We start from the raw sequence: 18,843 nt of genomic DNA, 5'->3' as shown, positions 1-18,843 counted from the left end.
GAGCCCCGCAGACCACCCGAACGCGTCACTGACCGCCGTCATGGCACTGGGTGAACGCCGCCGCTCCGATGGCTGATGAGCATTCCCAGCACCTCGTGGAACCAGGGCGCAGGGGGCGGCCGCACAGACCGCCCCGTCCGTCGCACTCGGTGTTCTCCCGAAACCTGTCCACGACGTGCTGGTCGACCCACCCCTCCGCGGGTGCCGCGCGGGACCCGGCCCCCGCGTGCTCCGGCTGCTGAGGGAACCGCGCGGTCGCGGGGGCAGGCGCGGTGCTCGCGTCCCGCAGCCGACGGCCGACGATTGCGCCGACGGACGCGGTCACCGGCTGGGGGAGGGGGCGGCCGGCGATGACGTGCTCCAGCTGCTGAGGAGTCCAGCCCTCCAGGAGCATGCCGGTCACCATCAGTCCCTGGTCCCGCAGGGTCCGGCCTGTCAGCAGGAACCGTGGGTCGCGGGACCCGATCGCCAACAGCAGCTCCACCCCCGGGCTCAACTCGGATGCGGGCTTCCCGTCCGTCCCGTCCTCGGACCGCGCTCCGCTGACCGGTGCTGCGGAAGGACGGGGTGTGTCCTGGGGTGGGTTAACAGGGGAGGGTTGGGGGTCTTCCAGTCCACGGGTACGGGACTTGCAGTCCACCCGGGGGCGACTTGCAGTCCCCCCTTCCCGGTTTTCCACAGGGGGGACTGCAAGTCCCCTCCCCTCCGGCGGGGCCGCAGAGAGCTTCCTCGGCTTGCCCTTGTCGGCCCGGCGCTTCCTCGGCGGTGCCGGAGCGAGATCCGGCCGCTCCTGGGAGGTGAGAGGCGGCTTCCCGCGCCTCTTGCGCTCCGCGTTGACCTGCTCGATGTCCGGATACCAGGAGTACGGGATCATCAGGTCGTAGACCTTGGGCCGGCACCACGCCGGGATATACGCGGCGGCGTCCTGATTGCCTTCGGCGATCAGCCCTCGGGCGGCCAATGACCGGAGCCGGCGCTGGACCGTCTTCGGGTCGACGACGGCGATCTCCGCGATCGTCTTCTTCGACGGAAAAGCGTCCGTCCCGTCGATCCACGCCGACTCGGCCAGCGCGATCAGGGTGCCGCGCTCCTCCGCGTCGATGACCGGAGCGCTCTTCATCGCCCACAGCATCGGCAGCATGCTCATCGCGCCACCGCCTCTGCCGCTCGGACCCTGTACTGCCGGGCCGGCCTCACAGCTCCGTCCACGAGCGAGGCTCGTCCGGACCCGACAGCGGCGTCCATACCGGCGCCGACGCACCGCGCGCTTCGAGGTCCTCCAGCACTGCGGCGCCCAGCGGGATCTTCCCGGCGAGGCGGGACACGAGCTGGTGCCCCGCCGCCATGGCCCGCAGGTCCTCGATCCGGTTACGCAGACTCACCGCCGAGGCGTTCGTCAGGACGAACAGGACCCGGGGAAACCGCGGGTAGAACCGGTGCCAGGCCAGCATCGCGCCCTGATCGGCGACGGTGCCCCGGCGCCCGACCTGCTGCGGCACGTAGTCGTGGAAGCGGGCGTAGGAGATCAGCTTCCGGGCCAGCCGCTCCGAGGACATCGTCGTCCGGTCGACCTCGACGAACGCCCGGTACTGCAATCGGCGCGGGGACGAGACGGTGTAGTGCATCACGGCGTCCGCGATCAGCTTGTCCTCCCCACCGGTGTCGGGAAGGCGGTGCGAGACCTCCGGCACCCAGTCCAGCGGCCCGTACTCGTCACCCCGTTCCTGCGCGTCCCGCAGGAACGCCAGGTGCGTGCGGACCACGGTCAGGGTGTGCCCGGTGCGCAGAGAAGCGTCCGTGGCGCCGTCCGGCGTCAGCACCGAGTGCCCGCGCAGCTCCGGCCAACCCGCGGTCACCCGCGCTCCCCGGGAGGTGAGGAACCACGCCCGGAGCCGGCCGGAGCCCGGCACATGGGTGGACGCGATCAGCCGGTCCTCGCGGAGCTGGCTCAGGACCGTGGCCGTTCGGCTGCGCGCCTTGCCCGGTGACAGCATCTGGTGCAGCTGCGGCGAGGTGACCAACCGGTGCTGCGCGAGGAGAGCCAGGGCCCGGTGACTCGTCGTCTCGCCCGCGTTCGGCTGCGTCTCCTCCGCGGCGGCGGACTCCTGGGGAACGGTGGTGCTCATGCGTACTGCTCCTGGGTGGTGGTGTCGTCGGGGGGAGTGCCGGACCCGGAGCCGGTGGGGGCCGGGCGGGGGCGCGGGTGGGAGGCGAGGAAGGCCCGGACAGTGTCTTCGTGCTGGTCGGCGGTGGCGGTCAGCTCGGACAGCGGCCTGGCACCGGTGTTGGTGTGCGCGGCCGCCACCAGCGCGCGGACCTTGCCCGGCCTGGCGAGGTCGCCGAACAACTCCTTCAGGGCCGCACCACGGATCATGAGCGGGCCGACCCGCTTCCCGGCGACGGTGAACGACGCCCAGTGGTGATACCGGTCGAGCTCAGCGGCCTCCGCGGGGGCGACCTGGTCCCCCCACTCGTCGGTGATGTGCCGGATCGCGTCGATCGACCCGGCCGTCGTCGACAGGCAGGACGCGTTCTGCAGGAGAGATGTACGGACGTCCGGGCTGAGGCGGTTGAGGAGCTGGGTCATGCCGTGCAGGCGCACGCCGAACTTCCGCAGCTGCTCGGTGATCTCGGCGATGGATGCGGAGGCCGCTCCCACCAGGGAGATCAGCTCGTCCAGATACAGGCGGAACAACACCCGGTCGCCGGCGGGCATGTCCCGGCGTGAGAGCCCGGCACGGAGCATGTCGCGGAAGATCAGGGACACCAGCAGCCGGTCGGTGGGGCCAGTGCCGGCCGGGCAGATCCACACGACCTTCGACCGGTCCATGGCCTGGCGCATGTTGTAACTGCCGACCGGCGAGCCGAGGAAGGCCCGGACCACAGGGGAGGAGGCGAGCCGGTCCAGCGGGTTGAGGACGGTGGGCAGGGCGTCCTTGGGGATCTCCGTGAACGAGGTCTCCCACCAGCGGGCCGCCTCGCCGTCGAGGCGGCTGACCACCGCAGCGCGGAAGCCGGGGTCGCTGAGCAGCGTCCGGATCTGGAACAGTGTTGCCTGAGACTTCTCCTTGCGGGCGGCGACGGCCTGGGCGTTGACCGCGACCAGTGCCTCCACGGCCTTCGTCAGGATCGTGATCGCTCGCGGCGCGTTCGTGTCGCCCCACCCGAGGCCGGACGCGAACCCGTCGACGGCTGCCGCGACCACTTCGTGCTGGGCGGGGGCATCGGACATGCTCAGAGGGTTCCAGCACGCCAGCCGGTCCTGCGGATCGCGGACGGTCAGGTCGTAGAGCATGGCCCGGCGCATGATGCTCGGGTGGGCGAGATACGGCGCGGCTTCGGCGAAGGAGTCGCGGTGGGGGTCGACGAACGCCAGCCCCCGTTTGCCGTGCGCGGCGTCGACTGCCTGGCACAGGGACCGCATCGTCTTCCCCCACCCGGCTTTCCCGGACTGAATCTCGAACAATGTGTCCTCCTCGCGGGTGGCGACCATCCGCTCCCGCCCGTCCGGACCCCGGTGCCAGCCCTGCGGGATCAGACCCTTGCCCCGCTGGTAGGTCGGCAGATCGCCGAGCATCACCGGAAGGCGGGTGTGCCGGGTGGGCGGCTTCATCAGTCCGGCGAACTCCTCGACCCGGGCCCATGAATCCCTCGACGGCCTTATCAACCCGCTGGCCCACCGCAGGTCGAACTGCGTGCGCCACGGCCACCGGTCCGGCCCGAACCTCCACGGCCCCAGCGACCAGCCAGCCGACGACAGGCGCGTACGGGACGCATAGATGTCGAGGCCTGCCTCGATGTGCCGGAGCCGCCGCTCGGCACGGCCCACCATGTCCGAGCTGCACCGCACGAGGATCTGCGCGCGAACCAGGCCGGTGTCCTCGATCAGCTTGCCCAGAGCCTTGTCCCGCTCGACCCTCGGCGGCCGCGGCGACATCATCATCCGCGCCCCGTTGCTCTCGCGGCCGCGCTGATTCGGCGGCACCAGAAGCCGCGTCACCTGCCACGCCAGGGCATCCTCCATCGTCGCGGCATCCTGCGACATCAGCCGGGCCTCGCGCCGAGACTCCCGCCTGGCGTCCTGGCGGGCGGCGTTGAGGACCTGCCACCGGCGGGCATGCAGCCCCCACTTCGACGCGGGCGAGAGGTCGACGCACACCTCGGCGAGGTCACCCATATCGGCCCGCAGGTCCGCGACGGCGTCGATGAGAGGCTGCAGCGGATCCGGCTCCAGAGGAACATCTCGCAGCCGGGCCCCCGGCTTGCCGTGAAGAGCGAAAACAGCCCGCACCGTGTGCTTACGGGCCTTGTCGTGTACCGGGCCGGCAGGCACCGAACGTACCTGGGCGTACGGCGTCTGCCGCAGAAGGTGAGCCGCCGACGCCGGTCCCTCCACCCGGTAGGCCAGCGCCGACGAACCATCGGCGCGCAGCCGGATCCGAACCGAACGGGCCGCCCGGGGCGTCCACCACGGTCCCGCACTTGCCGCCCGTGCCAGCTGTCCGCCGAAGCGGAGGATCTCCTCCGCCGTCGCCTCGAACTGCTTCGTCGGCCGCAACTCGACATAGGTCCGCCGTTCGAGCGCCTTGGCGGCGAGCCGCCGCTCAAGGACGTTCCACCCGATCCAGAGCAGGGCGCCGACCAGAGCCAGCCACAACGCCTGGTCGTAGATCCAGCCCGCTGTCTCCCAGGCCGCGGTGCCGGCCGCGACCAGCCACCCCCACAGGACCTGCGGGGGGCTGGATGCAGTCACCGTTGAGGCGTCCATGTCCCTGACTCTCCTTTGCGAATGAAGCGGACGGTCGCGCTGCGGCTGTCCATGTACGTTCCGGTGGGGCCGGCTCCTGCCCAGACCAGGTGAGCCACCGCTCCGGGCCCGTCGCGGTCCCGGCGGCCGATCACGGCCTGGACGCGGACCCGTGTGTAGAGCGCCGCGCGGGCGTCGGCGGGGAAGTAGCCGGGCCACTGGCTCCGGCCTGGTCCGGCGACTTCCGCCAGCCATACCCGTCGGCCCAGATCCGCGATCTCCTGGGCGACGTCCACGGGCAGATCGGGCGGGATGGCCTGATCGAGGGCGCGCTGTACGGTTGCGTCGGCGCCGGGGCCGGACAGCGTCGGCGGCAGATTCTCGCTCTCGGCCGGCTGCGAGGACCGGCCCACCGTGCGGGAAGGGGCTGCCGATGTCGGCGGGGATGGCCACGCAGACGCCGCCGTCGGCGTCGGCGTCGGGCCCGGCGGCGAAGAGCTGGCCGCCGACGAGGGCGCAGTCCTTGCCGCGTCGGCACCGTTGCCGGAGACTCCGACACCGACCAGGACCGCTCCGCCGACCGAGAGCAGGACCGCCAGCGCGATCAGGGGGGCAGGTCCGCGGGAGGAGGCGATCACAGGACCCTCGCCCCTCCCGCGTAGTCGCCCATGGAGCTGAGGGCGTCGATGCGGATCTTCGTTCCGGGCCGGGGGGCGTTGATCATTTGCCCTTTTCCGAGGTAGATCCCGACATGATGGATCGTGCTGTTGCGGGTCGGGACGTAGCCGAAGAACACCAGGTCGCCCGGCTTCAGAGCCTTGTAGCCCGCCGACGCCGGGATACGGGTACCGACACCGGCCTGATCAGCAGCCAGCCGCGGGAGACGTACGCCGGCCCGCGCGAACGCGTACAGCGTCAGCCCCGAGCAGTCGAACCCGACGACCGTGCGCCCGTCCTGCCCGTTCGGAGAGCAGCAGCTCCCCCGCGACTTTCCCTTCGCGTTTCCGCCGCCCCACGAGTACGGCACCCCGCGCTGAGCGAGCGCGGCGTCCAGGACCGTACGGACGTTGCCCGTTGCGGATCCGACTCCGCCGCCGCTCGTCGCCGCGGCTTCGTACCGGTCGATCCAGCCGGCTACTTCGGCGACGTAGGCGTCGGACCGGTTGTAGTCGAACAGGGCGCTGCGCAGCTGCTTGTCGTCCCGTAGATTCCGCCCGTTGCCGCACAGGTAGACCGCCGCGCCGAGGGCGGCGTCGTCGGCGTTGTGCGGATCCACCTCTCCGTCTCCGTTGCCGTCGCGCCCCATCGACTTGAACGTCTGGGGGAGAAACTGGAACGGGCCGACCGCCCGCTCGAACCGGGTGTCGCCGTCCCACCGGCCGCTGTCGGTGTCGGGGAACGCAGTGGTGTTTCCGCCCGCGCCGGATCCGTTCAGGACCGGGCCCAGGATGCGAGGTGTGATCGCGCCGTCGGCGGAGATCGTGCGGCCCACGGCATGGTTGGACTCGATCCGGGCGATTCCGGCGAGCACTGGCCACCGCATGCCCCGGCACTTCGGCACTTCCTTCGACACCAACCGGACCGCGCTCTTGTACGCGGCGAGCATCCGGTCGGGGATGCCCTCGGCCTCACCGCCGAGGTCTTCGCCTCCGGCGTCACCAGACGCTGCGGCGGCCAGGGAGGTCGCCGTCGTCATCACCGAGTTCAGAGTCGACGCCGTGCACGCCGCCGCGCCGCAGACCAGCAGCACTACTACGAGGCACCCCGCCTTCCGCCACGCTACCAATTTGGATCCCACCCCTCCGGCATGTCATCGTCCGGATCCGACAGGAACGACTGCTCCTCGGGCGCCGGCCGCGGCGTCTCCGGCTCCCTCGGCAGGACCACTTCCGGATCCCACGAGACCGACTGCTCCTCGGGCGCCGGCCGCGGCGTCTCCGGCTCCCTCGGCAGGACCGCTCCCGAATCCCACGAGACCGGCTGGGCCTCCTGCACCGCTCGCTGCGTCTGCATCAGGGCGTCGAACACCCGGCGCCGTGCATCGACGGAGGGATCCTCCTGCCGTGTCGCCGCCAGGTTCCCGCCGCCCAGATCCCTGGACGGCGTGGCCGTCGGCCGAGGCGGCGACGCGACGATGACCGCGCTGGCGAGGGTGTTGCGAACAGCGGTCTGCGGATCGTGGGCCGCCCATGCCGCCGCCGCCCGCTGCGAGGCTTGGGTCGTAGCGCTCCCCACGGCGCGTCCTGCGCGGACCGTGGCGCGTCCGACCGGCGCCCACGCGGCGGCATCCTCGCGGGCTTGGTTCGCAACGACCCTGAGCTGCGTCTGCGCCTCCCTGGTGTATTCCGTCGCCTTGCGGGGCAGCGCGAAGGTCGCTCCATACCCGAAGCGGGACACTGCGCTCGCGGCGCGGTACGCCCGTACCCGGGACGCCTTCGCGTGGATTCGTGAGCCCAACAGCGGCCGGTCGGTCGCCGGGTCGTGGAGGATCTCGCCCGTCTTCGTGTCGACGGCAAGGGTCCCGTTGGACAACGAGCTCCCCCCGTGCGGGCCGCTCCTCGTGCCGCCCTTGCCGTTGACGACGGCCCGAAGCCGCCGGAGGGACTCGTGCTCCTGCGGCTTCTTCCCGATGACCGCCCCGTACACGCCGCGCAGCCCCAGGGCCCCCGCCTGGCCGGCCAGCGCGAGCGGGGCCAGGCCACGCCTGCCCTCCGCGGCCGCAGCTCCGACAATCCCCTCCGGGGAGAACGGCATCCCGGCTCCGTCACCCAGCGCCGACAGACTGCCGAGCATCCGGTGCCGGACGCCCAGCATCTGGTGGGCGCCGGACACTCCGCCGAGCAGACCTCGCACTCCGCCACCGGCGCCGGCACCGTGCATGGCCAGAGCCGCACCGAGCTCGGAGTCGCCCGCCAGATGAGTTCCGCCGACCTTGGCGTACCGCATCCTCGTGGCCATGGTGCGTCCGAACGCGGAGATCGCACTGAGCAGGTAGCGGTGGAACCACAGTCCGACGACGGCCAGCACGTCCAGGAGGAGCAGACGCTCCACCATCAGGTCGGGTCCGTCGGTGAGCGCCGTATCGATCGCGATCCCGAACAAGGGGGTGAACATGCAGATCGCGAACATCGCCAGCATCGAGACCACGAACAACGACAGCCACTTCCAGACCACCTGACGGGTCGGACCGGGGAGCATCGCGACAACGAGCGCGACCACGCCGCCAGCAGCAGCTCCCACGTCGGCGGCCTGCGTCCCGATGAGCACGATGGCCGCCGACAGCTGCATGGCGCAGATCAGCAGAGCGGCGATGAAGAGCAGAGCGGCACCGCCGGCCCGCGACCACGTGGGCGTCCGGGCATACTCTGCTGCGGCCTTGCCGACCGAGCCCGACTCCTCAAGCAGCGCCAGGGCGACGGCGAACTCCTGATCCTCCGCCGTGAGAATCGGGCGGTCGGTCTCCAGCGCCTGCATTCCCGGCGTCAACTCCGGCTTCTTCACCGCCTCGTGCTCCAGGCAGAAGTCCTTCATCGGGCCCCAGAGCTTCGAGCACGCCTTCTCATCGGCCGGCTTGTAGTCCTTGAGACCGCCGCTCACCAACTGGAGGTGAACCGCGTACGCCTCCTTGTCGGACGCCTTGCCCGGGTCGAGGATCCGCCCGTACTGCAGCAGCATGTAGGGCTTGACGATCAACGCGTTGGTCATCGCGTCCTGGATGGGCCGGGCGACCTCGGCCGCGGTGTACGGTTTCTGCGCCTCCCGCTGGAAGCACTCGCGCTCCGCACCGCCCGTCGTTGACGTACACGGCTGCGCGCTCGCGACCTTCCCGCCCCAGTCGTACGAATTGACGGTCAACTGCGCCACCTCGGCTGCGGCCTGCTGCGTCTGCATGAGAGGCCCCTCCGTGGAGAGGAGATAGTCCGGGCGTACGAACGCGGAGGCGGCGAATCCGGCGATCACGAGCGTGAGGATGATCTCGCCCAGTCCCTTGGCGGACCGTCCGCGCATGAACATGACGAGGCCGAACACGAACGCCCAGCTCAGCAGCAGCCCTTTGAGGCCGAGGGTGTCCACCACGGTGTCCCTGTAGACGTCCGAAACCGTCTGGGCGGGGCCGGCCAGCATCCGCAGCAGCGGGAACCGGAAGGCGAACTCGATCGCCCATCCCGCCAGGCCGACGAGCAGCCTCGTGAGCATGAACAGACCGCTGAGCAGGAATGAGATCGACTGCGTCTTGAACGACAGGAGCGATCCGCCGTTGGCCCTCAGCTCGTACCCGTCGATCGGTACGCCCTCCGAAGAGTCGATGTTCAACGGCGCGAGAAGATCGCCCGAGCCGCTGTCACCTGTCGCCGCGTGCGCCACCGTCGCGTTCACGAAGAGGAACACCATGGTCAGCAGAGTCACGAACCCCGCCGCACGTACGGTCCCGCGATCGAACCTCTTCACCGCCCTCGCCGTCCCGTCAAGGCCAGACCGGCCGCCGATCCCAGCGCCATGCTGGAGAACAGCACCAACCAGATGACCTGCTGATCACGACCGGAAGAGGCCGACTCCACTTCCACGGAGCCGGACGCCGCCGGATCCGACGCCGTGTTCGGCGTGCCCTGGACGGGAGCGCAGTCCCGGTCGACGACCAGACGTGTGATGTTCCCCGTCTTCCACGCGGCGCCGGCTCGGGGCGGTGCCGCTGCCGCCGGGTGCGGGAGTACCCACACGCCCGCCGTGCAGACCGCGAGCGCTATGCCGGTGAGAGCACACCAGCCCCGCCGGGTGAGCAGCGAACGCAGCATCAGGCACCGTCCTTCGAGGCGGGAGTGGAGGGGAAGTCGCCGAACACCCCGGGCGGCTCGACGAGCGCGGCGACCCGCGTGAGCAGCTCGTCGACGAGCGGAACCCAGAGCGGCGAGCCCAGCGCCAGAACGATCAGGCAGCACACGGCCCACACCGCGACACGGTCGGCCCTACGCGTCGACATCAGCCGACCCCTTCGTCAGCTTCCTGCCACCGGGGGTGGTGAAGATGGCCTCCTGGATGCGGGCCACCGGAGGGACGTACACCCGGACGCGACCGACCTGCATCCGCGGATCGCGCAGGAGCATCTCGCCCGCGCGTCCCGACTGCCCGGCCGGTGACAGGTCCTTCATCACCAGGCTTTGCAGGTCCTTGGACTCGGGGTCGAGACCGAGGTAGGCCAACGCCTTCTTCGCCAGGTCCTTGTCCGTGGTGCGGGTGACTCCCCGGTAGGAGATCAGCCCCGCGCTGGGACCGAGCTCGTCCTTGTCGTGGGCTCCGAGTGCAGACCCCGCGCCGTGCTTGCGCCCGTCATGGAGGAGCTCGTGGACGAGGGCGCTTCCCTCGGCCGAGCTGGTCAGCCAGTAGATCTCGTCCATCACGACCAGGCAGAACTGGTCGGGATCGGCGAACGCGGCCTGGCGGGCCAGCGCCGCGATCAGGTAGAGCACCGCCCGGCCGATCAGGGCCTCCGGCGGCTGCTGGCGCAGCACTTCCACGTCCGAGAAGGCCTCGCGCGGCGGGAGCGTCAGCCCGGCGGTGGTGATGACCACCATGTCCGCGCCCAGGTTGTCGTTGATCGTGGCGGGCGGGAGATCCGGGTTGAACACCATCGCCGCGAGCGTGTTGGTGCTGATGATCTCCAGCAGGTCCGCCATCGTGGCGGCCGCGTCACGCCGTACCGAGGTGTCCGCGCCGTCCGCCAGCTCCCGCAACGCGGGCAGGACCTTCGACATCGACGGCTCGGGACCGGCCGCGACGCGCTTGACCGCCGTGTGCAGAACGCCTCCCGACGCTGTCATCGGCCCCACGCCCAACTGCAGCGTCAGGTAGGCATACGCGTACTGGGTGGCCTCCGGGCCGTCGAACGTGCGCAACGGGTCGATGGACACCTCGGCCCGCGCCGCGTCGATCGTCTGGCAGCGCGAACCGACCGCGGACCGGCCGAACCGCGCCCATTCCCGCAACGGCGTCCGGTCGATCACGATCGCCCGCGAACCCCGGTCGACCTCGGCTGCCGTCAGCGACTTCAAACAGGTCGTCTTGCCGCCGCCCGGCTCTCCGATCAGCGCCAGCGACGCCGACATGTCCTGGCGCGGGGCATCACCGAGGTCGATCAGAACGGGGCGTACCGTTCCGCAGTCCAGGTCGATGCCGACCAGCGCACCCGTCGGGTCGCCGACCGTCATGGCCGTGAACGCCCCGGACGCGGCCCAGCTCTCCGACAGCTGGATCTGGGTGAACTCCCGCACGTGCGGCGGCCGGACGGCTCCCGGAAGACCCAGGGAGAAGAGGGACTGCTGCAGGCCGGGCGGCCGCACCAGACGGTAGTTCCCTCCGGCCAGCATCGACGTCAGGGCCCTCGCCCGGGCGTCGCAGGTGAACGGATCCTTCGCCCACACGGTCAGCACCGTCACCTGCTGAACCTCGACCTCGACGCTCGTCAGCGACAACTGCGCGTCCTCGTCGACCAGGTCGCCGACCGCGCTCGGCAGCGAGTGCGGCATCCCCGTGGGCTGCGCACCGTACTGCTCGGACTGGTCCAGCAAGTCCTTCTTCTTCCGCTGTACCTGCTCCCGAGCCTCCTTCGCGGTGATCACGTCCATGTCGACGGTGAAGTCGACCGGGAAGTCCAGGACCTCCAGCTGAGCGAGCAGGTCAGCGGAATCCATCGGCTGGTTCTTCGGCATCTCGGCCACGGCGAGGTGCGCCTGATACCCGGTGCCGGCCTCGCACTCCACCTGCATCCACCGGCGCAACAGCGGCGAGGACCCGCCCTCGCGCCACCACGCACCGCTGTCCGACCGCCACTTCGACTGGCGTTCGCCCCGGGACTCCTGACCGCCTTCGGCGAGACGGACCTGGCCGAGATCGGCGTAGGACGGCGAACGGAGCACCCCGTTCCGTACCTCGCCGCCGTACAAGCCGGAGCGCTCCGCCTCGACGAGCAGAGGCTCCTCAAGGCCGCGGTGCACCGCGTGCTGGAGCATCCAGACGATCTCGGCCGGCGTCGCCGCTCGCAGCCCGAACGCGTTCCCCAAGGCCGTCTGGACGCGATCGGCCCGCTTCCGGTACTCCTCCACCTTCTTCCGCGGTACGGGAGCCGGGACAAGACCCAACGACCGAGTCAGCTCCTCCACGAGCGCCGAGGCGTTCTCGGAGAGGGTTCCGAACCGTCCCCGCCGGGAGGAGAGCGGCACCGCGAGCCAGAGCGTGCGCCGGTGCATCTCCTGTCCGGCCAGCATGTCCAGACCTGCCGCCACCGTTTCCGCCCACGGCGGCCGATGCTCCCAGTCGACTCCCTCAACCATCCGGTTGGCGAGTTCACCCGGATCGACGCGCGCCGCGAAGCCGAACAGACGCGGCGAACCCACGAGCGACCGAACCAGGGAAGTCACCCGCCCCAGCAGCTCGTTACGGGCGTCCAAGGAGGCGTAGCGGCTGCCTGTCGGCTCCAGCCGCCACACCGCCCACACCGTCCCCGATGTGGACCACACGAGATGACCGGCGATGTGCCGGAACGGAATCTGCATCACAGCCTCCCAACCGACGGAGCCGCCTCGGCGCCGCTCAGCAACTGCGCGAGGCCGCTGGCCGGGCCGACGCGGCGAACAGGCTCTGCAGGCGCGACGACCGGCGCCGACGGCGCATCGTTCCCCGCGGGCGCCGTGACCGGCATGGCAGGCTCGATCACGAACGACCCCGTCAAGAAGGTCGCCCGCCGGTCCCGCGCGGCCCGTCCTCCGATCCGCCCCGACGGCGGCTGGCTCAGGAGCTGCAACAGCCCGAGCAGCGCGGTCGACGGAGAGACGCCCGCGATCTTCGCGCCGCGCACTGCCCACACGGTCACCAGCCACAGCACCACCGGCACGGGACCCAGCCACGACCACCACGAGAACGTGTAGATCAGCAGCAGCGCGCCGCCGCCGAGGACCACGAGCTGGGCCGGGGTGTACGGGCCGAACCAGATCACCCAGTCGCCGAGCTTCCCCAGAACCCACGGATGCCGGCGAGCAGCGGTGTACGACCGCGCCAGCCGCTGACGGGCCGTCGTCGACGCGCTCACAGCACGCCTCCCGCGTTCGGCCGAGGAGCCTCGACAATGGAGACCGCCTTGGACGGATTCTTGATCTCGTCCTCGAAGAGGCCCGCGAGCGTGTCACGGGCGTTGTAGATCCCCAGGGCCAAGGCCAGTGCGAGGAGCGCTCCAATGCCCGCCTTGAGCGATGCCTTGCGAACGACGGTGGCCACGACGATCGCGATCAGCGCGACCTGCAGACCCTTGTCGGCCCAGTCCCCCAAGGTCGCGAGGAAGGAATCACCGAGTTCCTCCATCTTTCCCGCGAGGTGTACGTACTCGTTCACTTCGCCGCACCTCCGTCCGCGACGCGAGGAGCGGAGGTCTCCGCGCCGGCCTGCAGACCGGCGACCTCCCACCGCCCCGAACGGGACAGCAGCGTCAGCTCGTACACCAGCGGCCAACGCCCGTCCTGGGCGTCGACCGCGATGACCGCGGCCCGGACCCGCACCACGGCCCCGTCGGAAGGAACCGATCCCTCGGCCGCATCGGACTCGGCGAGAACTTCGCTGACCTTCACGGACCGGTATCCCGACCCTCGAACTGCCGACAAGTCCGTTCCCGGGGCCAGGTAGCGGCCCACCTCACCGACGCTGGCCAGATAGGCGTTGAAGAACTCGGACAGCGACACCGCGAGCACACCCTGGCCCGGCAACACCGTTGCGAAGGCGGACGCCGGGACCTTCGCCGGACCGGGGCCCGCGATCTCCGCCGGAGCGGCGGTGACCGTGAATCCGCCCGCGCCGCCGGCCGACGACGAGGTGACCGGAACGGCGAAGTACCGCACCGCCGAACCCGCGCTCGCCGGTGCCTCGGGATCAGGCGCCGGCCCGAACTGCGCCGCGACAACGACCGACCATGCTCCGCCCTTCAGCTTCGCGCTGCGGACGGCAACGGTCCGGAGCAAGCCGCCTGTGCTGCCGATCCCTTCGGGCAGCGCGACATCCGGCGCCAGAGCGCGGACGGCACGCACGGTCGCGGTGCCGTCCGCCTTGCTGTCGGCACGCAGCCACAGGTCGCAGAAGAGCTCCGCCACGCCTGCGGGATCCGCCACCTGGGAGACCGGGGGAGCCGCGGTACGGACCGTCGACGGTGCCGCGACCGGAGCTGCCGCCGCGACCGCAGCCGCAGCCGCGACCGCGAGCGCCACCGGACCTGCGGCGACGGCGGTCCAGGCCCCGGCCCGGACCAGGGCAACCCGGCGGGCGGAGCGCTGCGTCGTGCGGACCGTGGGGTTCGACGGGGGGCGCAGCGGACTGGAAGGAGCGGCAGGGGATGGCCTGCTGGGGTGTCGGACGGACATGCTGGGCTCCTCGATGAGGCGATCGTTCAGATGCCTCAAGGAACCCCGCACCGCTCACCGGTTCGCTCACCACCGGAACACGGCTGCCGTCACGGGTACACAACGGAAAATCTGGTGACCTCACCACGCTCTTGCGCCCGGGGCCGATAGCTCACCACGCCTGGTCATGGGCGCGGCCAGAACCGAGCGGCGGGTGCAGGAGTGCCCACTGGTCCCCCTGCTCGGGGACGTGAACCGGCACCAGGGCGGTGGAAGTCGGCCAGGTGCGCCGACGAGCAGGGGCTGCCTCGGCGCGCCAGCTCCATGAGAAGTTTCCAACGGCGCAGGGCCCGGCGGTCCGTACGCCGGTACTGGGCGGGGACCGGTTCCCGCGGACTCACCACGCCGTGGTGAGTCCGCGGGAAAACGCCCGCACGAGCGCCTTCGGCCACGTGGTGAGTGGTCCGCTGCGAGCTCGGCATCAGGTAGTCCGGGTGGAACAGGCGACCCGCCGATCTGGAATGAGGCTTGCCGTCGCAGGTCTGGAACACGCATTGTCGCTGCTCAGCGCGTTCCAACGCCGGGTTCCAACCGCGTTGCCCGGCTCGCCAGCTCATTGGTGAGTTCCAGTTCCAACGTTTCTTCCAGCAGACGGCCCGAGAGCCGGCGGACTGCTGCCGAGGTATGGCTGGCCTCGTAGAGGGGGCGCACCCGGGCCAGCGTGAGCGAGGGGCGCCGGTGGTGCCGGCTATTCGACGGCGTCGCGGATCTTCTGGAGCAGGCGGTAGGCCGTTCGCTCGCTGATGCCTTCGGCCGCAGCGAATTCAGCGACCCTGGCGATCGGCATGTGCCCCTGAGGCGCCAGCTCCTGGAGACGCTTCCGGCGGGCTTGGCTTCCGAGCTCTTCCCTCCGCCTCCGGGGCTTGGTCTCCTTGACGCCCTTCGGGCGCCCGCCGCCGGCACGCTCGCCGGGCCGGTCGGCGTCCCACGAGCGGATGGTGAGACGCTTCCAGTGCGGGACTCCGGCCACGGTGGCGTCGGGGGCGGGAACGCGGCCCTCGTGGATGTACGAGCCCCACGCGCCGGCCGTGATCGGGTTGCGGAGTTCGAGGCGGGCCTCCTCGCGGTCGAGGAGGTCGTCGCACGTCCGGATCGTCGCCCGCCTCCAGCGGGGCACGCCGTCGACGACCGTGTCCGGGACCGGGATGCTGCCATCGCGGACACGCGCGTCGAAGGCCTCCGGGGTGGGGGCGTCCTGCAGTTCGAGTCGGGCCCGCTCAGCATCCAGGAGCTCGTCGGCGTCCGGGATGCTGGCGGACAGCTCCGGGATTCGGTCTCCGGCGACATGGGCCCTGATCTGCTCGGCGTCCCAGATGCGAGTCCGGGTGCCCTTGCGGCTGATCGGCGCGGGCAGGCTCTCGCGGTCCGTGCGCGACAGCCTCTGGCGGTTGGGGTAATAGAGGAGTGCGGCGACTTCGGCGGAACCGATTCCTGTGCGGCCGGCGGGAATCACGTGGCGGTCCTTCCGTGGGTTGCCGTACGGAACTGCTTGGTTGAACGGTGTGAGCCACCCATTGAGATGACAGATAGAACTCTACAGCAAATAATTGAAGTGAAGGGTGTGGGGATCGAATCACCGCCGGCGGCGTGCCGGGGCGACGGGCAGGCCCCCGTCCCGTGGCAGCAGGACGGGGGCCACCGGTTCGGTGTTCAGAGCAGAACGGGTGCGATCCGTTCGCCGAGCCACTGTGCGACGTTGACGGGTACGGCGTTGCCGACCTGTCGCGTCAGGTCGGTGGCCGTGGTGCCGCCGAACTGGTGCTGGTCGGGGAACCGCTGGGCGCGCGCCTTCGTGCGCAGGCGGATCATCTTCACCTCGCATTCGTCGACGGTGCGGCCAGGCTTCACGAGCATGTGGTGATTGCCCTCCGCGGTGATGGCGCCGATCGGCTCGTCGAGCGACTGTACGGTGCAGTGGTTGCGCAGGATCACGAGGAACGGCTCGTCGCCGAACCGCGCCATCCCGATGGCGATCTTGCGTCGCGTCTCCTCGGCGTACGGCTCGAACGTCTTGCGGTTCGGGCGCCCCTCCCCGACGAGCCTGCCGGGTTCGGCCAGATCGATGTGCTCGCGGATGGACCGGGTCACCGGCTCGACCTCCCGTCGGCAGTGGTCGTTGGGGCAGCGATACCGGTACTGGTGCCTGTAGGAGCCGACCTTGAGAACTCCCGGCTGGGCGAACCGCTTTCCCCACACCTGCACGCCGTCGACCGGGCCGCACTCCGGGCAGATGCTGCGTGGCTGAACACGGAGGTCGGGGAGCGCAAGGCCCTTCTTCGTGAACACGAAGAGCACGCGGTGACGGTGTTGCGGCGCCGCCTCGTTGCCGGGCCCGGAGATGTGCGCGGCATCGACCGAGACGAGCTGTCCGTCGTAGCCCATGGCGTCCCACACGCTCGTCCAGGCGGTGAACGGCTTCCAGCGGGTCGCGAAGTCGACCACGTTCTCCCCGCAGACGACGTCGTAGTCGTGGACCTCGGCGGCCCGCAGCAGATCCCAGGCAGTGGCCCGCGTGCGGGACCACTGGGGTGCCGGAGCTCCCCCGTCCGGCGAGTCCTGTTGCGGCTGCTGGCTCGACGTGGAGTTGCGCCCGGCAGGGCTGGCCTCTTTGCAGATCGGAGAGCCGACGGCGACCCGGGTCCTCGGGATGCTCCGGAAATCCAGGTTGTTGATGTCGCACCGGTTGTAGCGGATGCCGGGGAAGTTCATGCGCACCGTGCTGATGGCGGAGGCGTCGTGGTTGGCGGCGTACTGCGGGGCGAATCCGGCTTCGCGGAAGCCGATGAGATCACCGCATCCGCCGGCGAACAGGTGCGTGGTGCTGATGCCGTGCGCGGCAGCGCGACGACGCGGATCTTCCTGCACGGCGTCGCCGCGGTGCAGCGGCCCGAGTTCGTCCTCACGGTGTCCGGCTGGATGGGGGAGCAGGAGGGGCATGGTGACTCCAGGGCGTAGAGGTTCGGAAGGAGCGCTCCTGGCGGCGCGGCCAAGCGCCGCCAGGAGCTGATCGAAGCGTGGTGGAGCGGTCAGCTGAGGCTGGGGAGCAGGCGCTCGCCCGCCCAGTGGGCAACGTTGACGGGGACGGCGTTGCCGACCTGGATGTACCGCTGCTTCACCGTCCCGGTCATGCGGATGCTCGCCGGGAACCGCTGGATCTCCGCGGTCTCGGGGGGTTGCACCATGCGGATCCGGCAGTCGTCGACGGTCGCGGCCGTGCGTACGAGGGCGTGGTGAGGTGTGCACGCCACCGTGGTGAGTGGCTGTCGGACGGTCCGGGGTTTGGCGGTACGGCCGAGGTGGACGATGACGAGGTCCCCCTCGCGGCGCTCCCCGCCGGGTCCGGCGAAGCGCTTGAGCGCGTCCTCGACGCGGGCCCGGGTCGAGGACGGGTAGGGGGTGAATGTCCGGCGGTTCGGCTTGCCGTCGCCGATGCGCTGCTGGGGGAGCGACAGGTCGAGGACGTCCACGACGGGGTCGGTGACGGGGACCGTGCGCCGGTGGCCGCAGGAGCGGTTGGGGCACACGAAGTCGTACTGGATGCCGTAGGAGCCGACCTTCCTCCCGCGAGGGTTGCGCCAGTGTTGGATGCCGAGGACCGGTCCGCACTCCGGGCACACGCACTCCGGCCTCACCCGCAGGTCGGGGGGCGCGATGCCCTTGCGGACCATGACGCCGATGAGCCGGTTGCGGTCCTGCCGGGCCCGCGGGTTCGGGCTGTCGGGGCCGCCGCCCAGGTGCGCGGCGTTCACCGACGCGACCTGGGGAACGTAGCCGAGCAGCTCCCAGGCCTTGAGCCACCAGTCGTACAGCGGCCAGGCGGTCGCGAACCGGGGGACGTTCTCCCACAGGACTGCGTCGTATCGGTGGACCTCCGCCGCGCGCAGGAGGTCGTAGGCGGTGGCGCGGGTCCGGTCCCATGTCGCGGCTGGTGTGTAGTCCTCGGAGGCATCGCCTTGGGGGATCTCCAGTTGGGCGCCTTCCATCACGTTGCCGCCGGCCGGGCTGCCTTCGGTGCAGATCGGCGAGCCGAAGAGCACGCGGGTCCTCGGGAGGCGCCGCATGTCGTAGTTGTTGACGTCGGCGCAGTCGTGGGCGCAGTGGGGGAAGTTCAGCCGGTGACTGGCCACGGCCGTGGGCTCGTGGTTCAGCGCCAGGGTCGGGGTGAACCCGGCTTCCGCCAGGCCGAGGGTGTCGCCGCCGAGTCCGCAGAAGATGTGGGTGCTGGTCGGCCCGTCGCCGCCGAGGGCTTGCTTCCTGACGGGGGATGGTGAGGTGTACAGCCGCACGGGGGCTCCTGGTGAGTGAGGTTCGGATGGGTCCGGGGCCAACCGGACTGACGAATAGAACTCTACCATTAATAAGGCAACTCGGGGGTCGGGCGGCACACCCCGCGACGGCAGATGACACAGCAACACCCGGCCCCCGCCCGCCAGCGACCCCCACCACCTGGGCGACGAACCGCTGCTCGACCACCGGCGGCACTCCGGATGTCAGCACCGTGGAACCCGGCTCCGCGGACTGCTCGAAGAGGATCAGCCACGGGAACCACGTGGTGAGCAAGGCGCTGCCGATGGGCGCGCGGAACGTCACCGCACCGAGGAGCGGCGGGCGCCCGTCGCCGCCCATCAGGGTCGTACTGAACGAACCGACCGCGAGGGGGGG

15 protein-coding genes are annotated in these 18,843 nt (G+C 70.6%); all 15 read right to left on the bottom strand.

The features are described from left to right. Positions 1–25: 25 nt before the first annotated feature. A complete protein-coding gene (locus tag ACSMXR_RS36210; protein ID WP_473172531.1) occupies positions 26–1,147 on the bottom strand; it encodes a helix-turn-helix domain-containing protein in 1,122 nt (373 codons plus the stop codon). A 46-nt stretch (positions 1,148–1,193) separates the two neighbouring features. After that, entirely contained in the window at positions 1,194–2,126 is a 933-nt protein-coding gene (locus ACSMXR_RS36205; protein ID WP_473172530.1) for a replication-relaxation family protein, read from the bottom strand. Beyond that, the gene (locus ACSMXR_RS36200; RefSeq protein WP_473172529.1) at positions 2,123–4,753 is read right to left on the bottom strand and encodes an ATP/GTP-binding protein; all 2,631 of its coding nucleotides are present in this window, start codon (positions 4,751–4,753) and stop codon (positions 2,123–2,125) included. The genes ACSMXR_RS36205 and ACSMXR_RS36200 overlap by 4 nt, the downstream gene beginning before the upstream one ends. Beyond that, positions 4,750–5,385: a hypothetical protein gene (locus ACSMXR_RS36195; protein WP_473172528.1), complete on the bottom strand. Its 636-nt coding sequence runs from the start codon at positions 5,383–5,385 to the stop codon at positions 4,750–4,752. Before ACSMXR_RS36195 ends, ACSMXR_RS36200 begins: the two co-directional genes overlap by 4 nt. Beyond that, positions 5,382–6,443: a C40 family peptidase gene (locus tag ACSMXR_RS36190; RefSeq protein ID WP_473172527.1), complete on the bottom strand. Its 1,062-nt coding sequence runs from the start codon at positions 6,441–6,443 to the stop codon at positions 5,382–5,384. Before ACSMXR_RS36190 ends, ACSMXR_RS36195 begins: the two co-directional genes overlap by 4 nt. An 83-nt stretch (positions 6,444–6,526) precedes the next feature. Then, the gene (locus ACSMXR_RS36185; protein WP_473172526.1) at positions 6,527–9,154 is read right to left on the bottom strand and encodes a hypothetical protein; all 2,628 of its coding nucleotides are present in this window, start codon (positions 9,152–9,154) and stop codon (positions 6,527–6,529) included. Positions 9,155–9,192: 38 nt separating this feature from the next. Further along, the gene (locus ACSMXR_RS36180; protein ID WP_473172525.1) at positions 9,193–9,540 is read right to left on the bottom strand and encodes a hypothetical protein; all 348 of its coding nucleotides are present in this window, start codon (positions 9,538–9,540) and stop codon (positions 9,193–9,195) included. Beyond that, positions 9,540–9,725, bottom strand: coding sequence for a hypothetical protein (locus ACSMXR_RS36175; RefSeq protein WP_473172524.1), 186 nt, complete (start codon positions 9,723–9,725; stop codon positions 9,540–9,542). Before ACSMXR_RS36175 ends, ACSMXR_RS36180 begins: the two co-directional genes overlap by 1 nt. Continuing rightward, a complete protein-coding gene (locus ACSMXR_RS36170; protein ID WP_473172523.1) occupies positions 9,712–12,294 on the bottom strand; it encodes an ATP-binding protein in 2,583 nt (860 codons plus the stop codon). The genes ACSMXR_RS36175 and ACSMXR_RS36170 overlap by 14 nt, the downstream gene beginning before the upstream one ends. Further along, entirely contained in the window at positions 12,294–12,827 is a 534-nt protein-coding gene (locus ACSMXR_RS36165; RefSeq protein ID WP_473172522.1) for a hypothetical protein, read from the bottom strand. The genes ACSMXR_RS36170 and ACSMXR_RS36165 overlap by 1 nt, the downstream gene beginning before the upstream one ends. Continuing rightward, positions 12,824–13,126: a hypothetical protein gene (locus ACSMXR_RS36160; protein WP_473172521.1), complete on the bottom strand. Its 303-nt coding sequence runs from the start codon at positions 13,124–13,126 to the stop codon at positions 12,824–12,826. Before ACSMXR_RS36160 ends, ACSMXR_RS36165 begins: the two co-directional genes overlap by 4 nt. Further along, positions 13,123–14,142: a conjugal transfer protein gene (locus tag ACSMXR_RS36155; RefSeq protein WP_473172520.1), complete on the bottom strand. Its 1,020-nt coding sequence runs from the start codon at positions 14,140–14,142 to the stop codon at positions 13,123–13,125. Before ACSMXR_RS36155 ends, ACSMXR_RS36160 begins: the two co-directional genes overlap by 4 nt. 727 nt (positions 14,143–14,869) lie before the next feature. Continuing rightward, positions 14,870–15,634 carry a hypothetical protein gene (locus tag ACSMXR_RS36150; RefSeq protein WP_473172519.1) on the bottom strand — a complete coding sequence of 255 codons (765 nt, stop codon included), beginning with the start codon at positions 15,632–15,634 and terminating at the stop codon, positions 14,870–14,872. A gap of 197 nt (positions 15,635–15,831) precedes the next feature. Continuing rightward, on the bottom strand, positions 15,832–17,118 hold the full coding sequence (locus ACSMXR_RS36145; RefSeq protein WP_473172518.1) for a DNA cytosine methyltransferase: 1,287 nt from the start codon (positions 17,116–17,118) through the stop codon (positions 15,832–15,834). Between the two features lie 89 nt (positions 17,119–17,207). Continuing rightward, entirely contained in the window at positions 17,208–18,467 is a 1,260-nt protein-coding gene (locus ACSMXR_RS36140; protein ID WP_473172517.1) for a DNA cytosine methyltransferase, read from the bottom strand. Positions 18,468–18,843: the final 376 nt, after the last annotated feature.

This window comes from Streptomyces sp. DSM 106670, from assembly GCF_055792845.1.
This window is presented reverse-complemented; position numbering and strand designations above follow the sequence as displayed.

Coding starts and splice junctions, on each gene's coding strand:
- ACSMXR_RS36210 (WP_473172531.1), bottom strand. CDS start 1,147: ATGAGCATGCTGCCGATGCTGTGGGCGATGAAGAGCGCTCCGGTCATC.
- ACSMXR_RS36205 (WP_473172530.1), bottom strand. CDS start 2,126: ATGAGCACCACCGTTCCCCAGGAGTCCGCCGCCGCGGAGGAGACGCAG.
- ACSMXR_RS36190 (WP_473172527.1), bottom strand. CDS start 6,443: ATGACGACGGCGACCTCCCTGGCCGCCGCAGCGTCTGGTGACGCCGGA.
- ACSMXR_RS36180 (WP_473172525.1), bottom strand. CDS start 9,540: ATGCTGCGTTCGCTGCTCACCCGGCGGGGCTGGTGTGCTCTCACCGGC.
- ACSMXR_RS36175 (WP_473172524.1), bottom strand. CDS start 9,725: ATGTCGACGCGTAGGGCCGACCGTGTCGCGGTGTGGGCCGTGTGCTGC.
- ACSMXR_RS36170 (WP_473172523.1), bottom strand. CDS start 12,294: ATGCAGATTCCGTTCCGGCACATCGCCGGTCATCTCGTGTGGTCCACA.
- ACSMXR_RS36155 (WP_473172520.1), bottom strand. CDS start 14,142: ATGTCCGTCCGACACCCCAGCAGGCCATCCCCTGCCGCTCCTTCCAGT.
- ACSMXR_RS36145 (WP_473172518.1), bottom strand. CDS start 17,118: ATGCCCCTCCTGCTCCCCCATCCAGCCGGACACCGTGAGGACGAACTC.